This window comes from Streptococcus mitis (assembly GCF_001281025.1).
GTDB classification, from domain to species: domain Bacteria; phylum Bacillota; class Bacilli; order Lactobacillales; family Streptococcaceae; genus Streptococcus; species Streptococcus mitis_AK.
This window is the reverse complement of the sequence record NZ_CP012646.1, coordinates 816,684-835,436: the sequence shown is the minus strand read 5'-3', so window position 1 is coordinate 835,436 and position 18,753 is coordinate 816,684. Positions and strand designations below refer to the sequence as shown.

Annotated in this window: 16 protein-coding genes; 5 read left to right on the top strand and 11 right to left on the bottom strand. The window is 42.7% G+C overall.

Annotated elements, in window-relative coordinates:
* Window positions 1-74: 74 nt before the first annotated feature.
* The 3 genes from RN80_RS04220 to recJ all read right to left on the bottom strand — a co-directional run bounded on the left by RN80_RS04220 (window position 75) and on the right by recJ (window position 4,980).
* Window positions 75-854 carry an alpha/beta hydrolase gene (locus RN80_RS04220; protein ID WP_000290006.1) on the bottom strand — a complete coding sequence of 260 codons (780 nt, stop codon included), beginning with the start codon at window positions 852-854 and terminating at the stop codon, window positions 75-77.
* Between the two features lie 68 nt (window positions 855-922).
* Window positions 923-2,584: a ribonuclease J gene (locus RN80_RS04215; RefSeq protein ID WP_060627718.1), complete on the bottom strand. Its 1,662-nt coding sequence runs from the start codon at window positions 2,582-2,584 to the stop codon at window positions 923-925.
* Window positions 2,585-2,757: 173 nt separating this feature from the next.
* Window positions 2,758-4,980, bottom strand: coding sequence for a single-stranded-DNA-specific exonuclease RecJ (recJ, locus tag RN80_RS04210; protein ID WP_060628754.1), 2,223 nt, complete (start codon window positions 4,978-4,980; stop codon window positions 2,758-2,760).
* 176 nt (window positions 4,981-5,156) lie between these two features.
* Between recJ and RN80_RS04205 the strand changes: the two genes are divergently transcribed.
* From RN80_RS04205 to RN80_RS04185, 5 genes are all read left to right on the top strand, one after another.
* Window positions 5,157-5,915 (top strand): amino acid ABC transporter ATP-binding protein, encoded by a 759-nt coding sequence (locus RN80_RS04205; RefSeq protein WP_001229569.1) that lies wholly within the window; start codon window positions 5,157-5,159, stop codon window positions 5,913-5,915.
* A 10-nt stretch (window positions 5,916-5,925) separates the two neighbouring features.
* Entirely contained in the window at window positions 5,926-6,720 is a 795-nt protein-coding gene (locus RN80_RS04200; RefSeq protein ID WP_080998496.1) for a transporter substrate-binding domain-containing protein, read from the top strand.
* Between the two features lie 12 nt (window positions 6,721-6,732).
* The gene (locus tag RN80_RS04195; protein WP_000131145.1) at window positions 6,733-7,410 is read left to right on the top strand and encodes an amino acid ABC transporter permease; all 678 of its coding nucleotides are present in this window, start codon (window positions 6,733-6,735) and stop codon (window positions 7,408-7,410) included.
* 9 nt (window positions 7,411-7,419) lie between these two features.
* Window positions 7,420-8,079: an amino acid ABC transporter permease gene (locus RN80_RS04190; RefSeq protein WP_060627717.1), complete on the top strand. Its 660-nt coding sequence runs from the start codon at window positions 7,420-7,422 to the stop codon at window positions 8,077-8,079.
* Between the two features lie 248 nt (window positions 8,080-8,327).
* A complete protein-coding gene (locus tag RN80_RS04185; protein ID WP_060627716.1) occupies window positions 8,328-9,518 on the top strand; it encodes a ferredoxin reductase family protein in 1,191 nt (396 codons plus the stop codon).
* A gap of 95 nt (window positions 9,519-9,613) precedes the next feature.
* Here the strand turns inward: RN80_RS04185 and RN80_RS04180 are convergent, their stop codons facing one another.
* From RN80_RS04180 to metF, 8 genes are all read right to left on the bottom strand, one after another.
* Window positions 9,614-10,744, bottom strand: coding sequence for an ABC transporter ATP-binding protein (locus RN80_RS04180; protein ID WP_000229953.1), 1,131 nt, complete (start codon window positions 10,742-10,744; stop codon window positions 9,614-9,616).
* Window positions 10,745-10,856: 112 nt separating this feature from the next.
* A complete protein-coding gene (locus RN80_RS04175) occupies window positions 10,857-11,726 on the bottom strand; it encodes a helix-turn-helix domain-containing protein (protein WP_060627715.1) in 870 nt (289 codons plus the stop codon).
* Window positions 11,727-11,729: 3 nt separating this feature from the next.
* A complete protein-coding gene (locus tag RN80_RS04170) occupies window positions 11,730-12,116 on the bottom strand; it encodes a Mini-ribonuclease 3 (RefSeq protein ID WP_000567916.1) in 387 nt (128 codons plus the stop codon).
* A complete protein-coding gene (gene cysS / locus RN80_RS04165) occupies window positions 12,109-13,452 on the bottom strand; it encodes a cysteine--tRNA ligase (RefSeq protein ID WP_060627714.1) in 1,344 nt (447 codons plus the stop codon). Before cysS ends, RN80_RS04170 begins: the two co-directional genes overlap by 8 nt.
* 81 nt (window positions 13,453-13,533) lie before the next feature.
* Complete coding sequence (locus RN80_RS04160; protein ID WP_060627712.1) at window positions 13,534-14,418, bottom strand: GNAT family N-acetyltransferase; 885 nt, start codon at window positions 14,416-14,418, stop codon at window positions 13,534-13,536.
* A gap of 11 nt (window positions 14,419-14,429) precedes the next feature.
* The gene (gene cysE / locus RN80_RS04155) at window positions 14,430-15,047 is read right to left on the bottom strand and encodes a serine O-acetyltransferase (protein ID WP_060627711.1); all 618 of its coding nucleotides are present in this window, start codon (window positions 15,045-15,047) and stop codon (window positions 14,430-14,432) included.
* Between the two features lie 15 nt (window positions 15,048-15,062).
* A complete protein-coding gene (gene pnp / locus RN80_RS04150) occupies window positions 15,063-17,276 on the bottom strand; it encodes a polyribonucleotide nucleotidyltransferase (protein WP_060627710.1) in 2,214 nt (737 codons plus the stop codon).
* A gap of 569 nt (window positions 17,277-17,845) precedes the next feature.
* Complete coding sequence (gene metF / locus RN80_RS04145; protein WP_060627708.1) at window positions 17,846-18,712, bottom strand: methylenetetrahydrofolate reductase [NAD(P)H]; 867 nt, start codon at window positions 18,710-18,712, stop codon at window positions 17,846-17,848.
* Between the last annotated feature and the right edge of the window lie 41 nt (window positions 18,713-18,753).

The following is an 18,753-nucleotide window of genomic DNA, read 5'->3' as shown; positions in this document are numbered from 1 at the left end:
AAAGTCTAGTAAAAACATATTTTAGTTTCTATTCCATAGAAGACATGGTTATTGAAAGAGTAATACAAACTAAACTAGCTTAATCTCTCTTCTAATTTGAAATCGATTGGTAGGGTTGCTAAGAACCGTTCCAATTGTTTTTCCCAATAATACCACTCGTGAGTTCCAGCACTATGGCTATAGGTCACATCAAATCCCAGTTTATTGAGATTTTTCACTGCGAGATTATTGGCTTCGTACAAGAAATCCTGCTCGCCACACCAAGCCCAAAGTTTGGTCTTTTTATCCGATTTTTTAGCCAGACTTTCTAGAGAATAAGGACTAGTTGTCCAATCTTTAATCTCCCCAAAAACACCTCTCCAGTAAGCTGGTGTTCCCAAATCTTGGCTTTCAGGAGAAAAATCTTGAAAACTAAGCGCACCTGAAAAGCTAGCTGCATGAGAAAAACGATTTGTAGCAAGAGCCAATTTGAAACAGCCATAGCCTCCCATAGAGAGGCCAGCGATAAAGGTCTTTTCACGCTTGCTAGTCATATTAGGGAAGAAGCGTTTCAGAACCTGTGGCAATTCCTCTGCTAGAGCTGTGTAATAGTCAAAACCATACTGGGTATCGGTATACCAACCGTTGCTGGTATTGGGCATAACAACGATGAGATTGGTTCCTCGGAGTAAGCGTTCTACGTTGGTCCGCTTGAGCCAACTATTATGATTACCAGACATCCCGTGCAAGAGGTACAAGACGGGAATATCTTTACAATCTGGTTCTTCCACTCGATTGGCATCGGGGTAAAGAACATTCACTCCCCACTCCATATCCAAAACTTGTGAGTAATACTCAATTTTCATTACTGCCATGATTTTCTCCTTCTATTTTCCGATAAGAAAAAGCCGAAATTCGACTTTCTCTCTATTTATTTCAAAGATTATTTTGCTTCCATGACTACTGGTAAAATAGCTGGACGACGCTTGGTTTGATCAAATAGGTACTTGGTCAGATTATCACGAACCTTCCCTTTAAGATCTGCCCAGTCAAAGTCATCTCCTTGCAGATAGTCTTCTACCGTTTGGTTAATCAATTCTGAACTTTCACGGAGAATATCGCGACTCTTCTTGAGATAAACAAATCCGCGCGTATGAACACGAGCCTTGGCTACAATTTTCTTCTCACGACGGTTAACTGTGATCGCTACGATAAAAATACCATCCTCTGACAAGACCTTACGGTCACGAAGAACCACATTTCCAACATCACCAATGGCATTCCCATCAATCAAGACATCCCCTGCCGAAACCGCGCCAGCTGGGACAAAGTCCCCATTCTCATAAGCCATGCTGGTTCCCTTTTTAGGGATGAAAATGCGTTCTGGCAACATTCCAACTGCCATAGCAGCCTTAGCATGAGCATCCAACTCGCGGTATTCCCCTTGAATTGGGAAGAGATACTTGGGTTGCAAGAGATTGATCATCAACTGCAAATCACGCGCATTTCCGTGCCCTGATACATGTAAACTTTGGGTAATCAATTTGACAACCCCTCCTGCCTGATAAATCATATTTTCCACACGCGCAACGAAGGCTTCTTTAGCAATAGACGGAGCCGTAGCAATATAGACCAGGTCCCCATCCTTGATTTCTACATAACGATGGCGACCAATCGACATCTTACGAAGTCCATTGATAGGTTCACCCATACGACCTGTCTCAAGAATAATCAACTCATGGTCTTCAAAGCGAGACATATCTTTCGGCTTAATCAAGAGAATTTCGTTGGCTAAAGACAACTTCTTGAGACGAATCGCTGTGCGGACGATATTTTCAATATCAAATCCTGTCAAGACGATACGTCGACCTGTTTTATCCGCAGCGTCAAAAATCTGCTGGATACGAGAAAGGTTACTGGAAACAGCTGCAACGATGATACGACCTTCCCAGTCAGCAATGGTTTGGGTAATTTCATCCCTAACTTCACTTTCACTAGCCACCTGAATATTGCTGTCCGCATTGGCCGAATCACTGAGGAGAGCCAGGACGCCGTCACGACCGATTTCTGCCAAACGAGCGAAGTCTGTCGCATAGGATTCACTAGCTGTCTGGTCAAATTTGAAGTCACCTGTATAAACGATGCTACCTTCAGCTGTCTTCAAGACAATTCCCAGGCTCTCTGGAACGGAGTAAGTCGTAGGGAAGAAGGAAACCACTGTCCCACCAAAATCAATCTCCGTATTCTCATCAATGACATGGAAATCATTAAATTCCTTAACGGCATCATTTCCTTTGACAAAGAGTTTGGCCAACTCAATGGTCAACTCAGACCCAAATACAGGAACTTTAGCCTCTGCCAAGAGATAAGGCAGAGCACCAATGGCATCCGCATGCCCGTGGGTCAAGAAAACCCCAGCAATACGGTTGCTATTCTCAAAAAGGTAATCCATCTTTGGAATCACCACATCAACCCCTAATTGTTCATTTTCGGGATATTTTAACCCTACATTCAAAACAAAAATGGACTCTCCAATTTCAGCAATGTACATATTTTTCCCATTTTCACGTACACCACCAAGTGTTGTTAAACTAATATTACTCATTTTTCCTCCAAAATCTTAGTTTATCTTGATTATAGGGTTACTTACCCTTTTATTCTAAAAGCACTATTACTTTTAGCCGAATCTTTTCCTACCATTATACCATTTTTTTGATGATTTTCAAAATGAAGATTTGTTTTCAAAAAAGAGCTGGTTTCCCAACTCTTTCCTATCATCTACTCTTTTTCCATTAAAAAGTCATAAATTTCTTGCACGGTACCCAGCGCCATCATTTCTTGGTCTTTGACGGTTTGTTTGAGATTTTGGTAAATCTGACTTTCTCCTATCTCTCTCTTTGGCGCTTCTTTATTGACTGTCATAACCCCATCTTTGATTACCACAAAACCTAATTCTTCAAATATTTGAATCATTTTGACCAGCAAGATTTGTTGAATATTGAGATAAGCAGCCAAGTCTTTCAGCTTGTAGCGAATATCAAACTCTGGAAACTGGTAGATGGTCTTGTACAATTTGGCAAACTGCTCTCTAGTCCCATAACCTGTTAGATAGTAGGCCTTGTCAATATCATTTTTGAAATAGACCGCAGAGAAATTCTGTTCCTGAAAAATGGTCTTCAGCTGAGTAATATCCTCAGGAACGGTTTTTACGATAACAGCTTCACTATCCGCCAGATTTGGCAGTTCTCCAGCAAAATCCAAGACTGGAACTCCTTCTGGCAAGACTGCATTCTTCCCACGGATATTAAAAAGTTGAACACCCTCCACACGCGCATCCACCATCATCAGCTGCAGGGCAGTTTGGCCATTCCATTGGTTGACAGAGAGAGTCACTGCCAATTCCAATTGCTTGGTCTGTGAGAATTCAGTCGCCCTTTTCCCTTGGCCAAAGGCCACTACCTCAAAACTCGCCTCGCCTTTAGAAATTTTCAGCTTGAGATGGGCATTACCTGCCCCCATAGTACGGGCACTTTCGACCTGAAAATCCTTGATATAAAAGATAGGTTTCTGATTGTCCATGCCAAAAGGTGCCAAACGTTCAAAACTTTTGACCGTTTCCAAGCTAAGTGTCTCCAAATCTAGCTCTTCATCTAGATTTAACTTGTTCTTGCCAGCAGCATCTGCTCCTTTTTCACGGACATAATCTTCCAAAACCTGAGATAAATCTGAGAGTTTCTCAACTTCCAGCGTCATTCCTGCCGCACCAGCATGACCACCAAAGGCTATGAAGAGGTCTCTATGAGGATCCAGAGCCTCAAAAATATCGACCGCTTCCACGCTACGAGCACTACCCTTGGCACGACCGTCCTCTATATTGAGAACGATGACTGTCTGCCCTAGTTCTTCCAACAAACGACCAGCCACGATTCCTAGAACCCCAGGATTCCAGCCCTCCTTAGCCAAAACTTGGACCTTCTTCTCAGGGTCCACCATGGTCTTAGCTTCTTCATAGATAGACTGAACGATTTCCTTGCGCTCTTCGTTTTTCTGATGAATCATGAGAGTAATCTCATGCGCTTCTTCATCATCAAACCCAGTCAGCAAATCAATGGCAGGATTGGGATCATCCAAACGGCCCAAGGCATTCAAACGAGGAGCAATCTGGAAACCAACCGTTTCTTCTGTTACTTCATTAGCGGCAATCCCAGCCATATCCAGCATTTCTTGTAAACCAATGCGCTGAGTATGCCCCAGCATTTCTAGACCATATTGAACCAAAATACGATTCTCATCTGTCAAACTAACCATATCAGCAATGGTACCAATAGCGACCAAATCAAGCAATTCCACTTGTACTTCTTCTAACAGGGCACAAGCCAGCTTGAAAGCCACTCCGCAACCAGCCAAATATTTGAAAGGATAGTTCGCATCCGGATGTTCAGGATGGACAATAGCATAGGCATCTGGTAAGGTTTCAGGTATGGAATGGTGGTCTGTCACAATGACATCTACTCCCATAGACTGAGCCAGTTCAATGGCTTCGTGACCCGCAACTCCATTGTCCACCGTCACAATCAAGGAAATCCCTTCTTGCTCGATAAAGTATTTATAAACACTAGCATTTGGACCATAGCCATCAGTAAAACGATTGGGCAGATAAACCCGGCACTCAGCGCCAAGCTGTTCCAAACTTTCCTTCACAATCGAAGCTGAAGTCATGCCATCCGCATCGTAATCTCCATAAATGAGGATATTTTCCCCTTCTTCAATAGCCTGACGAATCCGTCCCACTGCCTTATCCATATCATGGAGTAGATAAGGGTCATGCAAGTCCTCCAAGGAAGGTTCTAAAAACTTCTTCAGACTCTCTTGGTCCTGAATCCCTCTCTCAAATAGTAACCGAGCCACCTCAGGACCCAATCCAGCCTTCTTGGCTATCTTTGTAAAATCCGCATCTTCTACTTGCGGGGCAAACTGCCATTCATAAGTAGGTGTTATCAAAAAGACATCCACTCTTTCTAAGAATTCTATCGTTTCATTATAACATGATTTAGGCTTTTTCTCTATCCAGATTGCTTTTTTATAAAATTTTAGTGAATTTTTTCAGATATGATTTGACAAGACAAATTTTTTGGTGTAGAATCATGTTATAAAATCTAACACAAAGGAGATTCCTTATGGCTTTAGTAGAATTTGAACACGTCGAAAAATATTACGGAGACTACCACGCACTCCGCGACATCAATCTCCGTTTTGAAAAAGGGCAAGTTGTTGTCCTCCTAGGCCCTTCTGGTTCTGGAAAATCCACTCTTATCCGCACCATCAATGGTTTGGAGGCTGTTGACAAGGGAAGCCTTCTAGTAAATGGGCACCAAGTTGCTGGTGCCAGCCAGAAAGATTTGGTACCTCTTCGCAAGGAAGTTGGCATGGTTTTCCAACATTTTAACCTCTATCCGCATAAAACAGTGTTAGAAAACGTAACACTTGCACCTATAAAAGTTCTAGGAATTGATAAAAAAGAAGCTGAAAAAACAGCCCAAAAATATCTGGAATTTGTAAATATGTGGGACAAAAAAGATTCCTATCCAGCCATGCTATCTGGTGGACAAAAACAACGGATTGCCATCGCACGTGGACTCGCCATGCATCCTGAGCTTCTCCTCTTTGATGAACCAACATCTGCCCTTGACCCTGAAACCATCGGTGATGTTCTGGCAGTTATGCAAAAATTGGCCCACGATGGTATGAATATGATTGTCGTTACTCATGAAATGGGCTTTGCCCGTGAAGTTGCCGACCGCATCATCTTTATGGCTGACGGAGAAGTTTTGGTGGATACGACAGATGTCGATGACTTTTTCGACAATCCAAGCGAACCTCGTGCCCAACAATTCCTCAGCAAGATCATCAACCACGAAAGTGACAAAGTCAAATAAGGAGGCGCCTATGAAAAAGAAATTCTTTTTATCCGCATTATTGATTAGCCTTTTTGGCCTTGCTGCTACAAAACCAGTGCAGGCTGATACCAGTGTCGCAGATATTCAAAAAAGAGGCGAACTGGTTGTCGGTGTCAAACAAGACGTTCCCAATTTTGGCTACAAGGATCCCAAGACAGGGACCTATTCTGGTATCGAAACGGACTTGGCCAAGATGGTAGCTGATGAACTCAAGGTCAAGATTCGCTATGTGCCGGTTACAGCACAAACCCGTGGCCCCCTTCTAGACAACGAACAGGTCGATATGGATATCGCGACCTTTACCATCACAGACGAACGCAAAAAACTCTACAACTTTACCAGCCCTTACTACACGGACGCTTCTGGCTTTTTGGTCAATAAGTCTGCCAAAATCAAAAGCATTGAGGACTTAAACGGAAAAACTATCGGGGTTGCTCAAGGTTCCATTACCCAACGCCTGATTACTGAACTGGGTAAAAAGAAAGGTCTGACCTTTAAATTCGTCGAACTTGGTTCCTACCCAGAATTGATTACTTCCTTACACGCTCAACGTATTGATGCCTTTTCCGTTGACCGCTCGATTCTGTCTGGCTACATCAGCAAACGCACAGTACTACTAGATGATAGTTTCAAGCCATCTGACTACGGTATCGTTACCAAGAAATCAAATACCGAGCTCAACGACTATCTCGATAACTTGGTTACTAAATGGAGCAAGGATGGCAGTTTGCAAAAACTTTATGACCGTTACAAGCTGAAACCATCCAGCCATACTGCAGATTAAGGAGGACACCCCATGACAGATTTATCATCTTGGACAGCCTATTTTCAGGATTTTGGACAATTTTTCAATGGTTTCCTCTTCACCCTTGCCCTAGCGATTGGATCCTTTATCCTCGCCATGGTTTTGGGCATCTTCTTTGGAGCCATGTCAACCAGCAAACGTCCAATTTTGCGCATTTTAGCTCGCATCTTTGTGGAGTTTTACCAAAACACTCCCCTCTTGGTGCAGTTTGTTATCGTTTTTTATGGCCTACCTCTTATCAGTGACCACACCATCATGATTCCGATTTATTGGACAGCTGTACTCTGCGTGGGACTCTATCACGGCGCCTATATCGCTGAAGTGATTCGTTCAGGTATTCAGTCTATTCCTAGCGGTCAGATGGAGGCCGCCTTGTCGCAAGGTTTTACCTATATCAGTGCTATGCGTTTGATTATCTTGCCTCAGGCCTTTCGTATCATTCTCCCTCCTTTGACCAACCAAATTGTTAACCTCATCAAAAACACTTCTACAGTCGCTATTATCTCTGGAGTGGACTTGATGTTTGTGACCAAGTCTTGGTCGGCACTTAACGGAAACTACATTCCAGCATTTTTAGGTGCTGCCCTTCTCTACTTTTCTCTTTGCTTTCCTGTTGCCCAGTTTGGTCGCAAGATGGAGCAAGCCAACAAAAAAGCCTATTCACTTTAGGAGGTTACTATGGAATCCATTTTAGAAGTTTTGACCCCAGATAACCTAGTATTTATCTTTAAAGGATTTGGCTTGACCCTCTACATTTCTCTGATTGCCATCGTCCTCGCTACACTTATCGGTACAGTTCTAGCAGTCATGAGAAATGGGAAAAATCCTATCTTGCGCGTCATTTCCAGCATTTACATCGAGTTTGTGCGTAACGTTCCCAACCTCCTCTGGATTTTCACCATCTTTTTGGTTTTCAAGATGAAATCCACACCAGCAGGAATCACTGCATTTACCCTCTTTACCTCAGCAGCCTTGGCTGAGATTATCCGAGGCGGTCTCAATGCCGTGGACAAGGGACAGTACGAAGCAGGAATGTCGCAAGGATTTACCTCAGCCCAAATCCTCTACCACATCATTCTCCCGCAAGCCATTCGCAAAATGTTGCCAGCCATCATTTCTCAGTTTGTAACCGTAATTAAGGATACCAGTCTTCTCTACTCTGTTATCGCCCTACAAGAACTCTTTGGAGCAAGCCAAATTCTCATGGGCCGTTATTTCGAACCAGAGCAGGTCTTCAGTCTTTACATCCTGATTGCCCTCATCTACTTCAGCTTTAACCTAGCCATTTCTAGCCTGTCTCATATGCTAGCAAAACGCTGGCAACAAGCTGCAGAATAATACTCTTCGAAAATCAAATTCAAACCACGTCAGCTTCACCTTGCCGTACTCCAGTACAGCCTGCGGCTAGCTTCCTAGTTTGCTCTTTGATTTTCATTGAGTATAAACAGCCACTCTCCAGTTCAATTGGAGAGTTTTTTGATGAGAGTAGATATTTATAGACCTCAATTTGACACCATACTTTTTCTATGATAAAATGTAACAAATTCGTTTACAACAAATCAAATCTTAATGAAATGGAATTTTCTATGAAATCACTCAAAGGAATACTCTTTATCATAGCTAGTTTTGTCTTGACTATTTTGACTTGGATGAACACTTCTCCCCAATTCATGATTCCAGGACTAGCTTTAACAAGCTTATCTCTAACTTTTGTCTTAGCCACTCGTCTCCCACTACTAGAAAGCTGGTTTCACGGTTTGGAGAAGGTCTATACTGTCCACAAATTCACAGCCTTTCTCTCTATCATCCTACTCATCTTTCATAACTTTAGTATGGGCGGTTTGTGGGGCTCTCGATTAGCTGCTCAGTTTGGCAACCTTGCCATCTATATCTTTGCCAGTATCATCCTTGTCGCCTATTTAGGCAAATACATCCAATACGAAGCTTGGCGATGGATTCACCGCCTGGTTTATCTAGCTTATATTTTTGGACTCTTTCACGTCTACATGATGATGGGCAATCGTCTTCTCACATTTAATCTTCTAAGTTTTCTTGTTGGTAGCTATGCCCTTTTAGGCTTACTAGCTGGTTTTTATATCATTTTTCTATATCAAAAGATTGGCTTCCCCTATCTAGGGAAAATTACCAATCTCAAACGCTTAAATCACGATACTATAGAAATTCAAATCCAGCTTAGCAGATCTTTCAACTATCAATCAGGACAATTTGCCTTCCTAAAGATTTTCCAAGAAGGCTTTGAAAGTGCTCCGCATCCCTTTTCTATCTCAGGAGGTCATGGTCAAACTCTCTACTTTACTGTTAAAAATTCAGGTGACCATACCAAGAATATCTATGACAATCTTCAAGTCGGTAGCAAAGTAAGCGTAGACAGAGCTTACGGACACATGATCATAGAAGAAGGACGAAAAAATCAGGTTTGGATTGCTGGAGGCATTGGGATTACCCCCTTCATCTCTTACATCCGTGAACATCCTATTTTAGATAAACAGGTTCACTTCTACTATAGCTTCCGTGGAGAGGAAAATGCAGTTTATCTAGATTTGCTCCATGACTATGCTCAGAAAAATCATAATTTTGAACTCCATCTAGTAGATAGTAGGAAAGACGGCTATCTTAATTTTGAGCAAGAAGAAGTGCCCGAACATGCAAGCGTCTATATGTGTGGTCCTCTTTCTATGATGAAGTCACTTGCCAAACAGATTAAGAAACAAAATCCAAAAGCAGAGCTTATTTACGAAGGATTCAAGTTCAAATAACCACTCATACTCTCCTGGAATTTCCCAGGAGTTTTTTCTACGCAATCTCAAAAAACACTGCCAGATTTCTAGCAGTGTTTTGACATTCCATTTGCTTAGTAAACTGTTCTTTCAGTTTCTACATCGAAGAAGTGTGCTTTGTTCAAGTCAAATCCAAGTTCCACTGTTGCACCTGTTTGCAAGTAGTCACGAGCGTCAACTTTGGCAACAAATTCGTCTTTACCAACTTGGCAGTATAGGTGAGATTCTGAACCAAGCAATTCTGATACAGAGATAGTAGCTTTGACAACTGATTCTGGGAATGTTTCAAGGAAAGCAGGTTCTGCATTCACGTCTTCTGGACGGATACCGAAGATCAATTCTTTACCTTCGTAACCTTTTTCACGAAGAACTTTCAATGCTCCTTCTGGCACTTTCAAGCGGAAACCGTCTGAAACAATTTCGCTACCAACCAATTTCACGTTGATGAAGTTCATTGCTGGGCTTCCGATGAATCCTGCTACGAATTTGTTAACTGGGTTTTTGTAAACTTCTTGAGGAGTACCGATTTGTTCAACACGTCCGATAGTACCTGTACCAGCAGGGTTCTTAGTTGCTGACATGATAACGATACGGTCTGCAAGTGTCATCGCTTCTGTTTGGTCGTGAGTTACGTAGATAGTTGTAGCTCCGATACGACGGTGGATTTTAGCGATTTCAGCACGCATTGATACACGAAGTTTTGCATCCAAGTTTGACAAAGGTTCGTCCATCAAGAATACTTTTGCATCACGGACAATCGCACGCCCCATGGCAACACGTTGACGTTGACCACCTGAAAGGTCAGCAGGTTTACGTTCCAAGAATTCTTTCAATCCAAGGATTTCAGCTGCTTCTTGCACACGTTTGTCGATGTCTTCTTTGCTGTATTTACGCAATTTCAAACCGAAAGCCATGTTGTCATAAACAGTCATGTGTGGATAAAGAGCGTAGTTTTGGAATACCATGGCGATGTCACGGTCTTTTGGAGCTACGTCGTTGACAACCACGCCATCGATAGATGCAGTTCCTTCTGTAATATCTTCAAGACCTGCGATCATACGAAGAGTAGTTGATTTACCACATCCTGAAGGACCTACGAAAACAATAAACTCTTTGTCTTTAATGTCCAAGTTGAAGTCTTCAACTGAGTAGTGTTCGCTGTTTGGATATTTTTTGTAAATGTTTTTAAGATTCAATTCTACCATGAGGTGAACTCCTTTTGTCTTTTGATAGTTTTATTATAGATGAAAACGCTTTACATTTCTATGGCAAGATGACCAAAAAAACAAAAAAGTTCTGTGCAACTTGCACAAAACTTTAGAGAATATCTGGTAAAATCAACTGATAACACAGGGTCAGATCAGTCAATTCCTTCAATTGAAGCCCTGTCAATTCTTCCCACTTATCAATCTTGTATTGGAGAGAATTGCGGTGCAGATAGAGTTGCTGGGCTGTTTTTGTTAAAACAGCACTATTTTCCCAAAGAGAGAGAATGATTTCCTGAATCTGGTCTTGATCCAAAATCATCTGGTGTAGACATTCCTTGATTGCCTTCAAGTCCACGAGTCTTTCTCCCATACTCCAAAGATAGAGCTGAGAAAAAGTATGAACACCTTGGTGACCCTGACGCCACCAAGTCTTGAACAAATCGCGCTCAGATTTGATTAAGTCTGATAGGGCCTGATTTCCCGTCTGAGACCAAACCTGGCCTAACATGATAGAGAGACGAAGTCCAAAGTCATACTCAACCGCTTCAATCGTATCACTTAAAATAGCTCGTACAGATGTGTATTTGTCTTGCTGAAGCACGAAAACATAATCCTGAGCTCCGACCTGAATCACCGTCTGACAGTTGGGAAAAAGAGTCCGCATCATATCCAGCCAAGAAGCTAGATTTTCCTGCTGAAAATAGGAAAGATGACAATAAACCAACTGAATCTTTTTAAAAGTTTTCGGCGCCTGTCCCTTCCCCTCAATCAGATAAGGATACCAAGGATTGAGCGAAATAGTTTGCTCCTGTTTGGTTAAGAGAGCTACCAGTTGTTTTTCACGTTCGCTAAGACTAGCTTCCTCCAGCAAAATCCACTGCTGAGAAGCTAAAGGGAGAGTGAGATAGCCCTCTCTCTTTACTGGTTGGTCTGAAATCTGAGCTTCAGGAAACCAGTCTTGTAGTTCTTTTGCCATCATGTCCTAGCCCTCCACTTTTTGGATGCACCAAGAAATTAAGGTTTCGAGGCGCTCCATATTTTCAGTCATATGGAGATATCCCATCACTGCTTCAAAACCTGTGGACATACGGTAAGTCACCACATCAGCATTTTTGGCCTTGGTGTGGCTATTGGTATTGCGACCACGTTTGTAGATTTCTTCTTCTTTTTCCGTCAGGACATGCTCCTCCAACATAAGAGAAATCAGGCGAGCCTGAGCTTTAGCCGACACATACTTGGTCGCTTCTTGGTGGAGTTTATTGGGTTTGGTCATGCCTTTGAGGATGAGGTGACGACGAATATACATAGAATACACCGCATCTCCTTCAAAGGCTAGCGCAATCCCGTTAATGAGATTGACATCAATCACGTGTCCACCTCACTCCATCCTTGGTGTCAAGGAGCTTAATCCCTTGAGCAGCCAATTGGTCACGGATATGGTCCGCTGTCGTAAAGTCACGATTGGCACGCGCTTCTTGGCGTTTTTGGATCAAGTCTTCAATCTCTGCATCCAAAACTTCCTCAACAAAGACGATTCCAAAGACTTCCAACATATCTGCAAGAGCTTTCTTAACACTTGCATCATAGTTGCCGGAATTGATCCATTTGGCCATTTCAAAGACAACTGTGATTCCATTTGCAGCGTTAAAATCTTCATCCATAGTCGCTACAAACTTATCTTTAAAGTCCTGTAACTCTTGAACATCTACAGTTCCAGTAAATGGTTGCTCATAGGTGTTTTTCAGATACTTGAGATTAGTCTCTGCATCCCGCACCGCTTTTTCCGTAAAGTTGATTGGCTTGCGGTAGTGTTGAGTCGCAAAGAAGAAACGAAGCACTTGCCCATCGAGGGTTTTAAGGGCATCATGTACGGTAATAAAGTTGCCCAAGGACTTGGACATCTTGACATTATCAATGTTGACAAAGCCATTATGCATCCAGTAGTTGGCAAATGTCTTACCTGTCTTGGCTTCCGACTGGGCAATTTCGTTGGTATGGTGAGGAAACTCAAGGTCAGCTCCACCACCGTGGATATCAATGGTATCGCCCAAAATCTCTGTTGACATGACCGAACACTCAATATGCCAGCCCGGACGACCAGGTCCCCAAGGGCTATCCCAAGAAATCTCACCTGATTTAGCAGCTTTCCAAAGGGCAAAGTCCACAGGATTTTCCTTGCGAGCTGTTTCTTCATCAGTACGACCTGAAGCACCTAGCTCCAAATCTTCCAAGGTTTTATTGGCCAACTGGGCATAGTTATGAGATTTTTCCACACGGAAATAGACATCTCCTTGACTCTCGTAGGCAAAGCCTTTTCCAATCAAGTCTTCCACAAAGCGGATGATGTCAGCCATAAACTCCACCACACGCGGATGGCGAGTCGCAGGTTTGACGCCCAAGGCCGTCACATCCTCACGAAAGGCAACGATGTACTTGTCCGCAACCTCCTGAGGCGTGATCCCTTCTTCCTTGGCACGGTTGATAATCTTATCATCCACATCTGTGAAATTGGAAATATAGGTAACCTCAAAACCACGGTACTCAAAATAACGTCGAATCGTATCAAAAGCCACCGTTGAACGGGCATTCCCCACGTGGATATAGTTATACACGGTTGGCCCACAAACATACATCTTGACCTTGCCGTCCTCAATCGGGACAAATTCTCGCAAATCACGAGACATAGTGTCATAGATTTTAATCATAAATCATAGTCAGGAAATCCAAAATCCAAGAACAATTAGTTTCATCACTAAGAGTTCAATTGAATTTCAGTCCGAATGTCTCTACACTTCGGAATCCCTTGCTCCTTTCTCATTCAGATAAACCACCTGAGTCTGTTTGGCAAAGCCAATTTTTTCATACAAGCGTTTGGCACCTACATTGCTATCTTCTACTGCAATCTGAAATTCCTTATCATTTTGCTCAATTAGTTGGTTGACAAGGGATTTTGCTAAGTAGCTTCCATAGCCTTTTCCACGTTCAGGTTCCGATACTGCTAAACCGTAGAAATAATTCGTATCGCTCGATAAATCAACCGTGCAAGTTCCAATGACCTCACCGTTTTTTAACAAAATATATAGGAGACTTTCTGAATCTTTCAGAGCTTCAGCGACATATCTATCCACAACTTCTCTAGATTCATGTTCCTCTGAGAATGCCTGAAATTTTAACTGACTAATTTGATCCTGATACGAACTATCTGCTAACAAAACTTCAAGATTAGAAACCTTTGCTAACGGATAAGATCTTCTATCCTTACCTAACCAAGTTTCTGTCTCTTCATCCTCGACCAGTCCCCAGTTGCTGACAAAATCAGGATGACGTTCTAGAAAAATACGTTCTGTCTGAAAAGTAACTGAACGAATAGGGAAAGAAGCCGTTTCTTTCTCAAAACTAGTAAACAATGCACGTGCAATTCCCTGACGGCGATGATTTGGATGAACCAGTATCGTCACTTCCACATCTTGGTCATCTGCATAGACAGTTAATAAACCAACAAGTTCGCCTTTTTCATAATAAAGGAAAAAGGCGGGCATGTTTAGGTCAAAATTAAGCATGTTAGAGAGATAGGGATCACGATAGGTACCGTCATAGTTTTGGCAATAGTTAATTAGTTTTTTCGCCTCAGATAACTCCTCTTGGCTTAACTTGTTTCTTGCTTGAATCATATAGGTATCCTCTACAACCCAGACGATCTGTGACTGGCATCTTTAGCATGCTCGAGTTTATTGACGTAGTACTCTCGTTTTTCTTCGACTTCGTGGATGACCGGCTCATCCTTTTTACCATGTACACGGACAATCTTAGCAGGAATACCGACAACCGTCACATCACTAGGTACGTCTGCCACGACAACTGCTGCTGCACCGACTTTGGCATTTTCACCGATTTCAACGGGTCCAATGACTTGGGCATGAGCAGATATAAGCGCTCCTTTGCGAACGGTAGGATGGCGTTTGCCACAGTCTTTCCCTGTTCCCCCAAGAGTCACCCCATGATAGAGGAGAACTCCCGTCTCAACGATAGCTGTCTCTCCAATCACCAGACCCGAACCGTGGTCGATAAAGACACCTGAATCAATCTGGGCGCCTGGATGAATCTCAATCTGAGTCCAAAAACGCCAAAACTGACTGTGCATACGAGCCAGGAGTTTGAAGCCATGCTTCCAGAGAAAATGCGAAAGACGGTGGGCCGCCAAGGCCTTGACACCTGGATAAGTCAGCAAAACCTCCAAAGTGGTGCGGGCCGCTGGATCATTCTCTTTTACGATATCAATGGTTTCGCGCCACCATCCCATACATTTCTCCTTTTCTTATTCTGAATCTTTTGGTGTTTCTGTAAATTCTTTCTTAGGTTTGTGGTCCTTGTGATGACGTGGGCGGTGAGGTCTCTCAGACTTTTCGCCTTTTTCATCACGTTCAGGTTTTGGAGGTCGAGGAAGAAGAGCTTTCATAGAAGCATCCACACGTCCTTTTTCATCAATCTTGATAACCTTAACATCAACTTCATCCCCGATTGCTACCAAGTCTTCGACATTATTGGTACGCGTCCAAGCCATCTCAGAGATATGAACAAGGGCATCTGTCTTGTCAAAGAGGTTAACAAAGGCACCAAATTTCTCGATACGAACAACTTTAGCACGGTAAACTTCGTCCACCTTAGCTTCACGAACCAAACCAGCAATAATTTCTTTAGCACGGTTAATAGCATCTTGGTCACTAGAGTAGATAGATACATTTCCTTCTTCATCGATATCGATCTTAACGCCTGTTTCAGCGATAATCTTGTCGATGGTTTCTCCACCTTTACCGATGACAATCTTGATCTTGTCCACATCAATCTTGATGGTATCAATTTTCGGAGCAGTTGGAGCCAATTCTGGACGAACTTCTGGAATGGTTGCTTCAATCACATCAAGGATTTCAAAACGCGCTTTCTTGGCTTGAGCAAGTGCTTCTGTCAAGATTTCTGCAGTAATTCCTTGGATCTTGATATCCATTTGAAGGGCTGTAATCCCGTCACGAGTACCTGCAACCTTAAAGTCCATATCTCCAAAGTGGTCTTCCAAACCTTGGATATCTGTCAAGACTGTATAGTTGTTTCCATCTGAGATGAGACCCATGGCAATCCCTGCTACTGGCGCCTTGATTGGCACCCCACCAGCCATAAGGGCAAGAGTTCCCGCACAGATAGAAGCTTGAGAAGAAGAACCATTTGATTCCAAGACTTCTGCCACCAATCGGATAGCATATGGGAATTCTTCCAAACTTGGCAAAACTTGAGCAAGAGCACGCTCACCAAGAGCACCGTGACCGATTTCACGACGACCTGGCGCACCGTAACGACCAGTTTCCCCTACAGAGTATTGTGGGAAGTTATAGTGGTGCATAAAGCGTTTCTTGTACTCTGGATCCAAACCATCAATGATTTGAGTTTCTCCCATCGGAGCCAAGGTCAAGACTGAAAGAGCCTGAGTTTGCCCACGAGTAAAGAGACCTGAACCGTGCACACGAGGAAGGAAATCAACAACCGCATCCAAAGGACGGATTTCATCGACCTTACGACCATCAGGACGAACCTTGTCTTCTGTAATCAAGCGGCGCACTTCAGCGTGTTCCATTTGTTCCAAGATTTCAGCCACATCACGCATGATACGGTCAAATTCTTCGTGATCTGCATATTTTTCTTCGTAAACAGTAGTCACTTGGTCTTTCACTGCTTGAGTTGCAGCTTCACGGGCCAATTTTTCTTCTACTTGAACCGCTTTTTGTAGGTCGCTGTTGTAGGCTGCGATAATTTCAGCTTGCAAGTCAACGTCCACATGAAGCAATTCCACTTCTGCTTTTTCTTTACCAACAGCTGCAACGATTTCTTCTTGGAAGGCAATCAATTCTTTGACTGCTTCATGCCCTTTAAGGAGAGCTTCCAACATGATTTCTTCTGATAATTCTTTAGCACCAGATTCTACCATGTTAATGGCGTGCTTGGTACCAGCTACTGTCAATTCAAGCAGCGATTGCTCTGCTTGTTCTTGGCTTGGGTTGATGATGATTTGACCATCTACATAGCCAACTTGTACCCCAGCGATTGGTCCATCAAATGGAATATCCGAGATAGAAAGTGCCAAGGATGAACCAAACATAGCTGCCATTGGTGCAGAAGCATTTTCATCATAAGAAAGCACGGTGTTAATCACCTGTACTTCATTACGGAAACCTTCCGCAAACATTGGACGGATTGGACGGTCAATCAAACGCGCAGTCAAAGTTGCATCCGTTGAAGGACGTCCTTCACGTTTCATAAAACCACCAGGAAACTTCCCAGCCGCATACATTTTTTCTTCGTAGTTGACTTGGAGTGGGAAGAAATCCCCAGTTGCCATTTTCTTAGACATAACGGCAGCAGTCAAGACTGTTGACTCACCGTAACGAACGACAACAGAGCCATTTGCTTGCTTAGCAACCTGACCAGTCTCTACAATTAACTCACGACCAGCAAAAGTCGTTTGAAACACTTGTTTTGTCATTTTAATCCCCTTTGGATTGATGAAATTATACGCCTTGCCTACAAAGATCAAGATACCAAGGACGTCAAAAGCAAAGTAAAAATAGGAAACTGACGAAGTCTTCGATGAAGACAAGACAGTTTATCTTTTTTACACAGCTTTTCGGCCGGGTTCAATTACACAAGATAGCATTCGATTGACGAAGTGTACATGTACACCAGAAAATCTATCTTTTTCACTAGGGATTTAGCCCGTGTTCAATTACTCAAGATACAAATCATTAGAAAGGTTTGATACTAAAGTATCTAAATCTTTCACGCTAATCGCTATCAGGCGATTAGCTAAATGCTTTACTAACTCTCCCGTCAAATAATATCAATTTGACTCGCTCGTGTCGCTCTTTCCTACCGTTAGTCGTTAGAAAGATTTAATGCTAAGCCTTTCAGTTTAAATGCATTATTTTTTTAATACCCTCATCTTTGTATCAAGTACGTACAGAGTCTATTTTATCATATTTTTCTTAAAAAGTGCGGTCTTTACCATTAAAAAGGAACCATTCCCCTCACCTGAGAAGAATGGTTTGCTTTTTATTATCCTAGAGACTGATGATTAAACAAGGCATGGGTTGCTTGGTGAATGTATTTCGCTGTTTCAGCATTGTTCATAGTGTAGAGATGCACACCGGCAACATCCTGAGTTACCAAGTCCACGATTTGGTCCACCGCATAGGCAAGTCCTGCTGCTCTGAGCGACTCAGGGTCATGCTCATACTTGTCTAAGATGGCTTTAAATTTGCGTGGAAGATGGATATTCTCACAAGTCTTCAAGAGGCGGAGAGCTTGATTTCGATTTAGAATTGGCATAATCCCTGCATGAATAGGAACATCAATCCCAGCCAAGATGCACTTGTCTTGGAAATCATAGAAGCGCTCATTGTCAAAGAAAAGCTGAGTTACAAGACTCGAACAGCCTGCATCTACTTTCTTCTTGAGATTTTGGATATCTGAAATCTGATTTGGTGAATCTGGATGCCCTTCTGGGTAGCAAGCTCCGACAATATCAAAGTGAGGGGCTTGTTCCTTGATGAACTTGATCAAGTCCGTTGCATATCGGAAATCCTTTTGTGGCTCCACATCTGGAATAATATCCCCACGAAGAGCCAAAATTTTCTGCACCCCAACCTTATCCAAGTCAGCAATGGTTTCAGCCACCTTGTCCTTGGTCAAATAGATGGCTGGCAAGTGAGCAATAGTCGGAATCGCCAAGTCATTTTGGATAAAGTCAGCCAAACGAACAGTTGTTTCCTTGATATTAAATTTATTATTGCTGGCAGTTACACTGATAAAGTGAGGGGCCAACTCCTGCATATTTTGAAGAGCTGCAATAATCTTATCGTTGCCTACTGCTGGGTTTGGAGGAAACACTTCAAATGAGAGTGACGGTGTTTGGCGTGACATAGTCCTTATCCTTTTCTAGTTGATTTTTTTCCTTAGCTGGA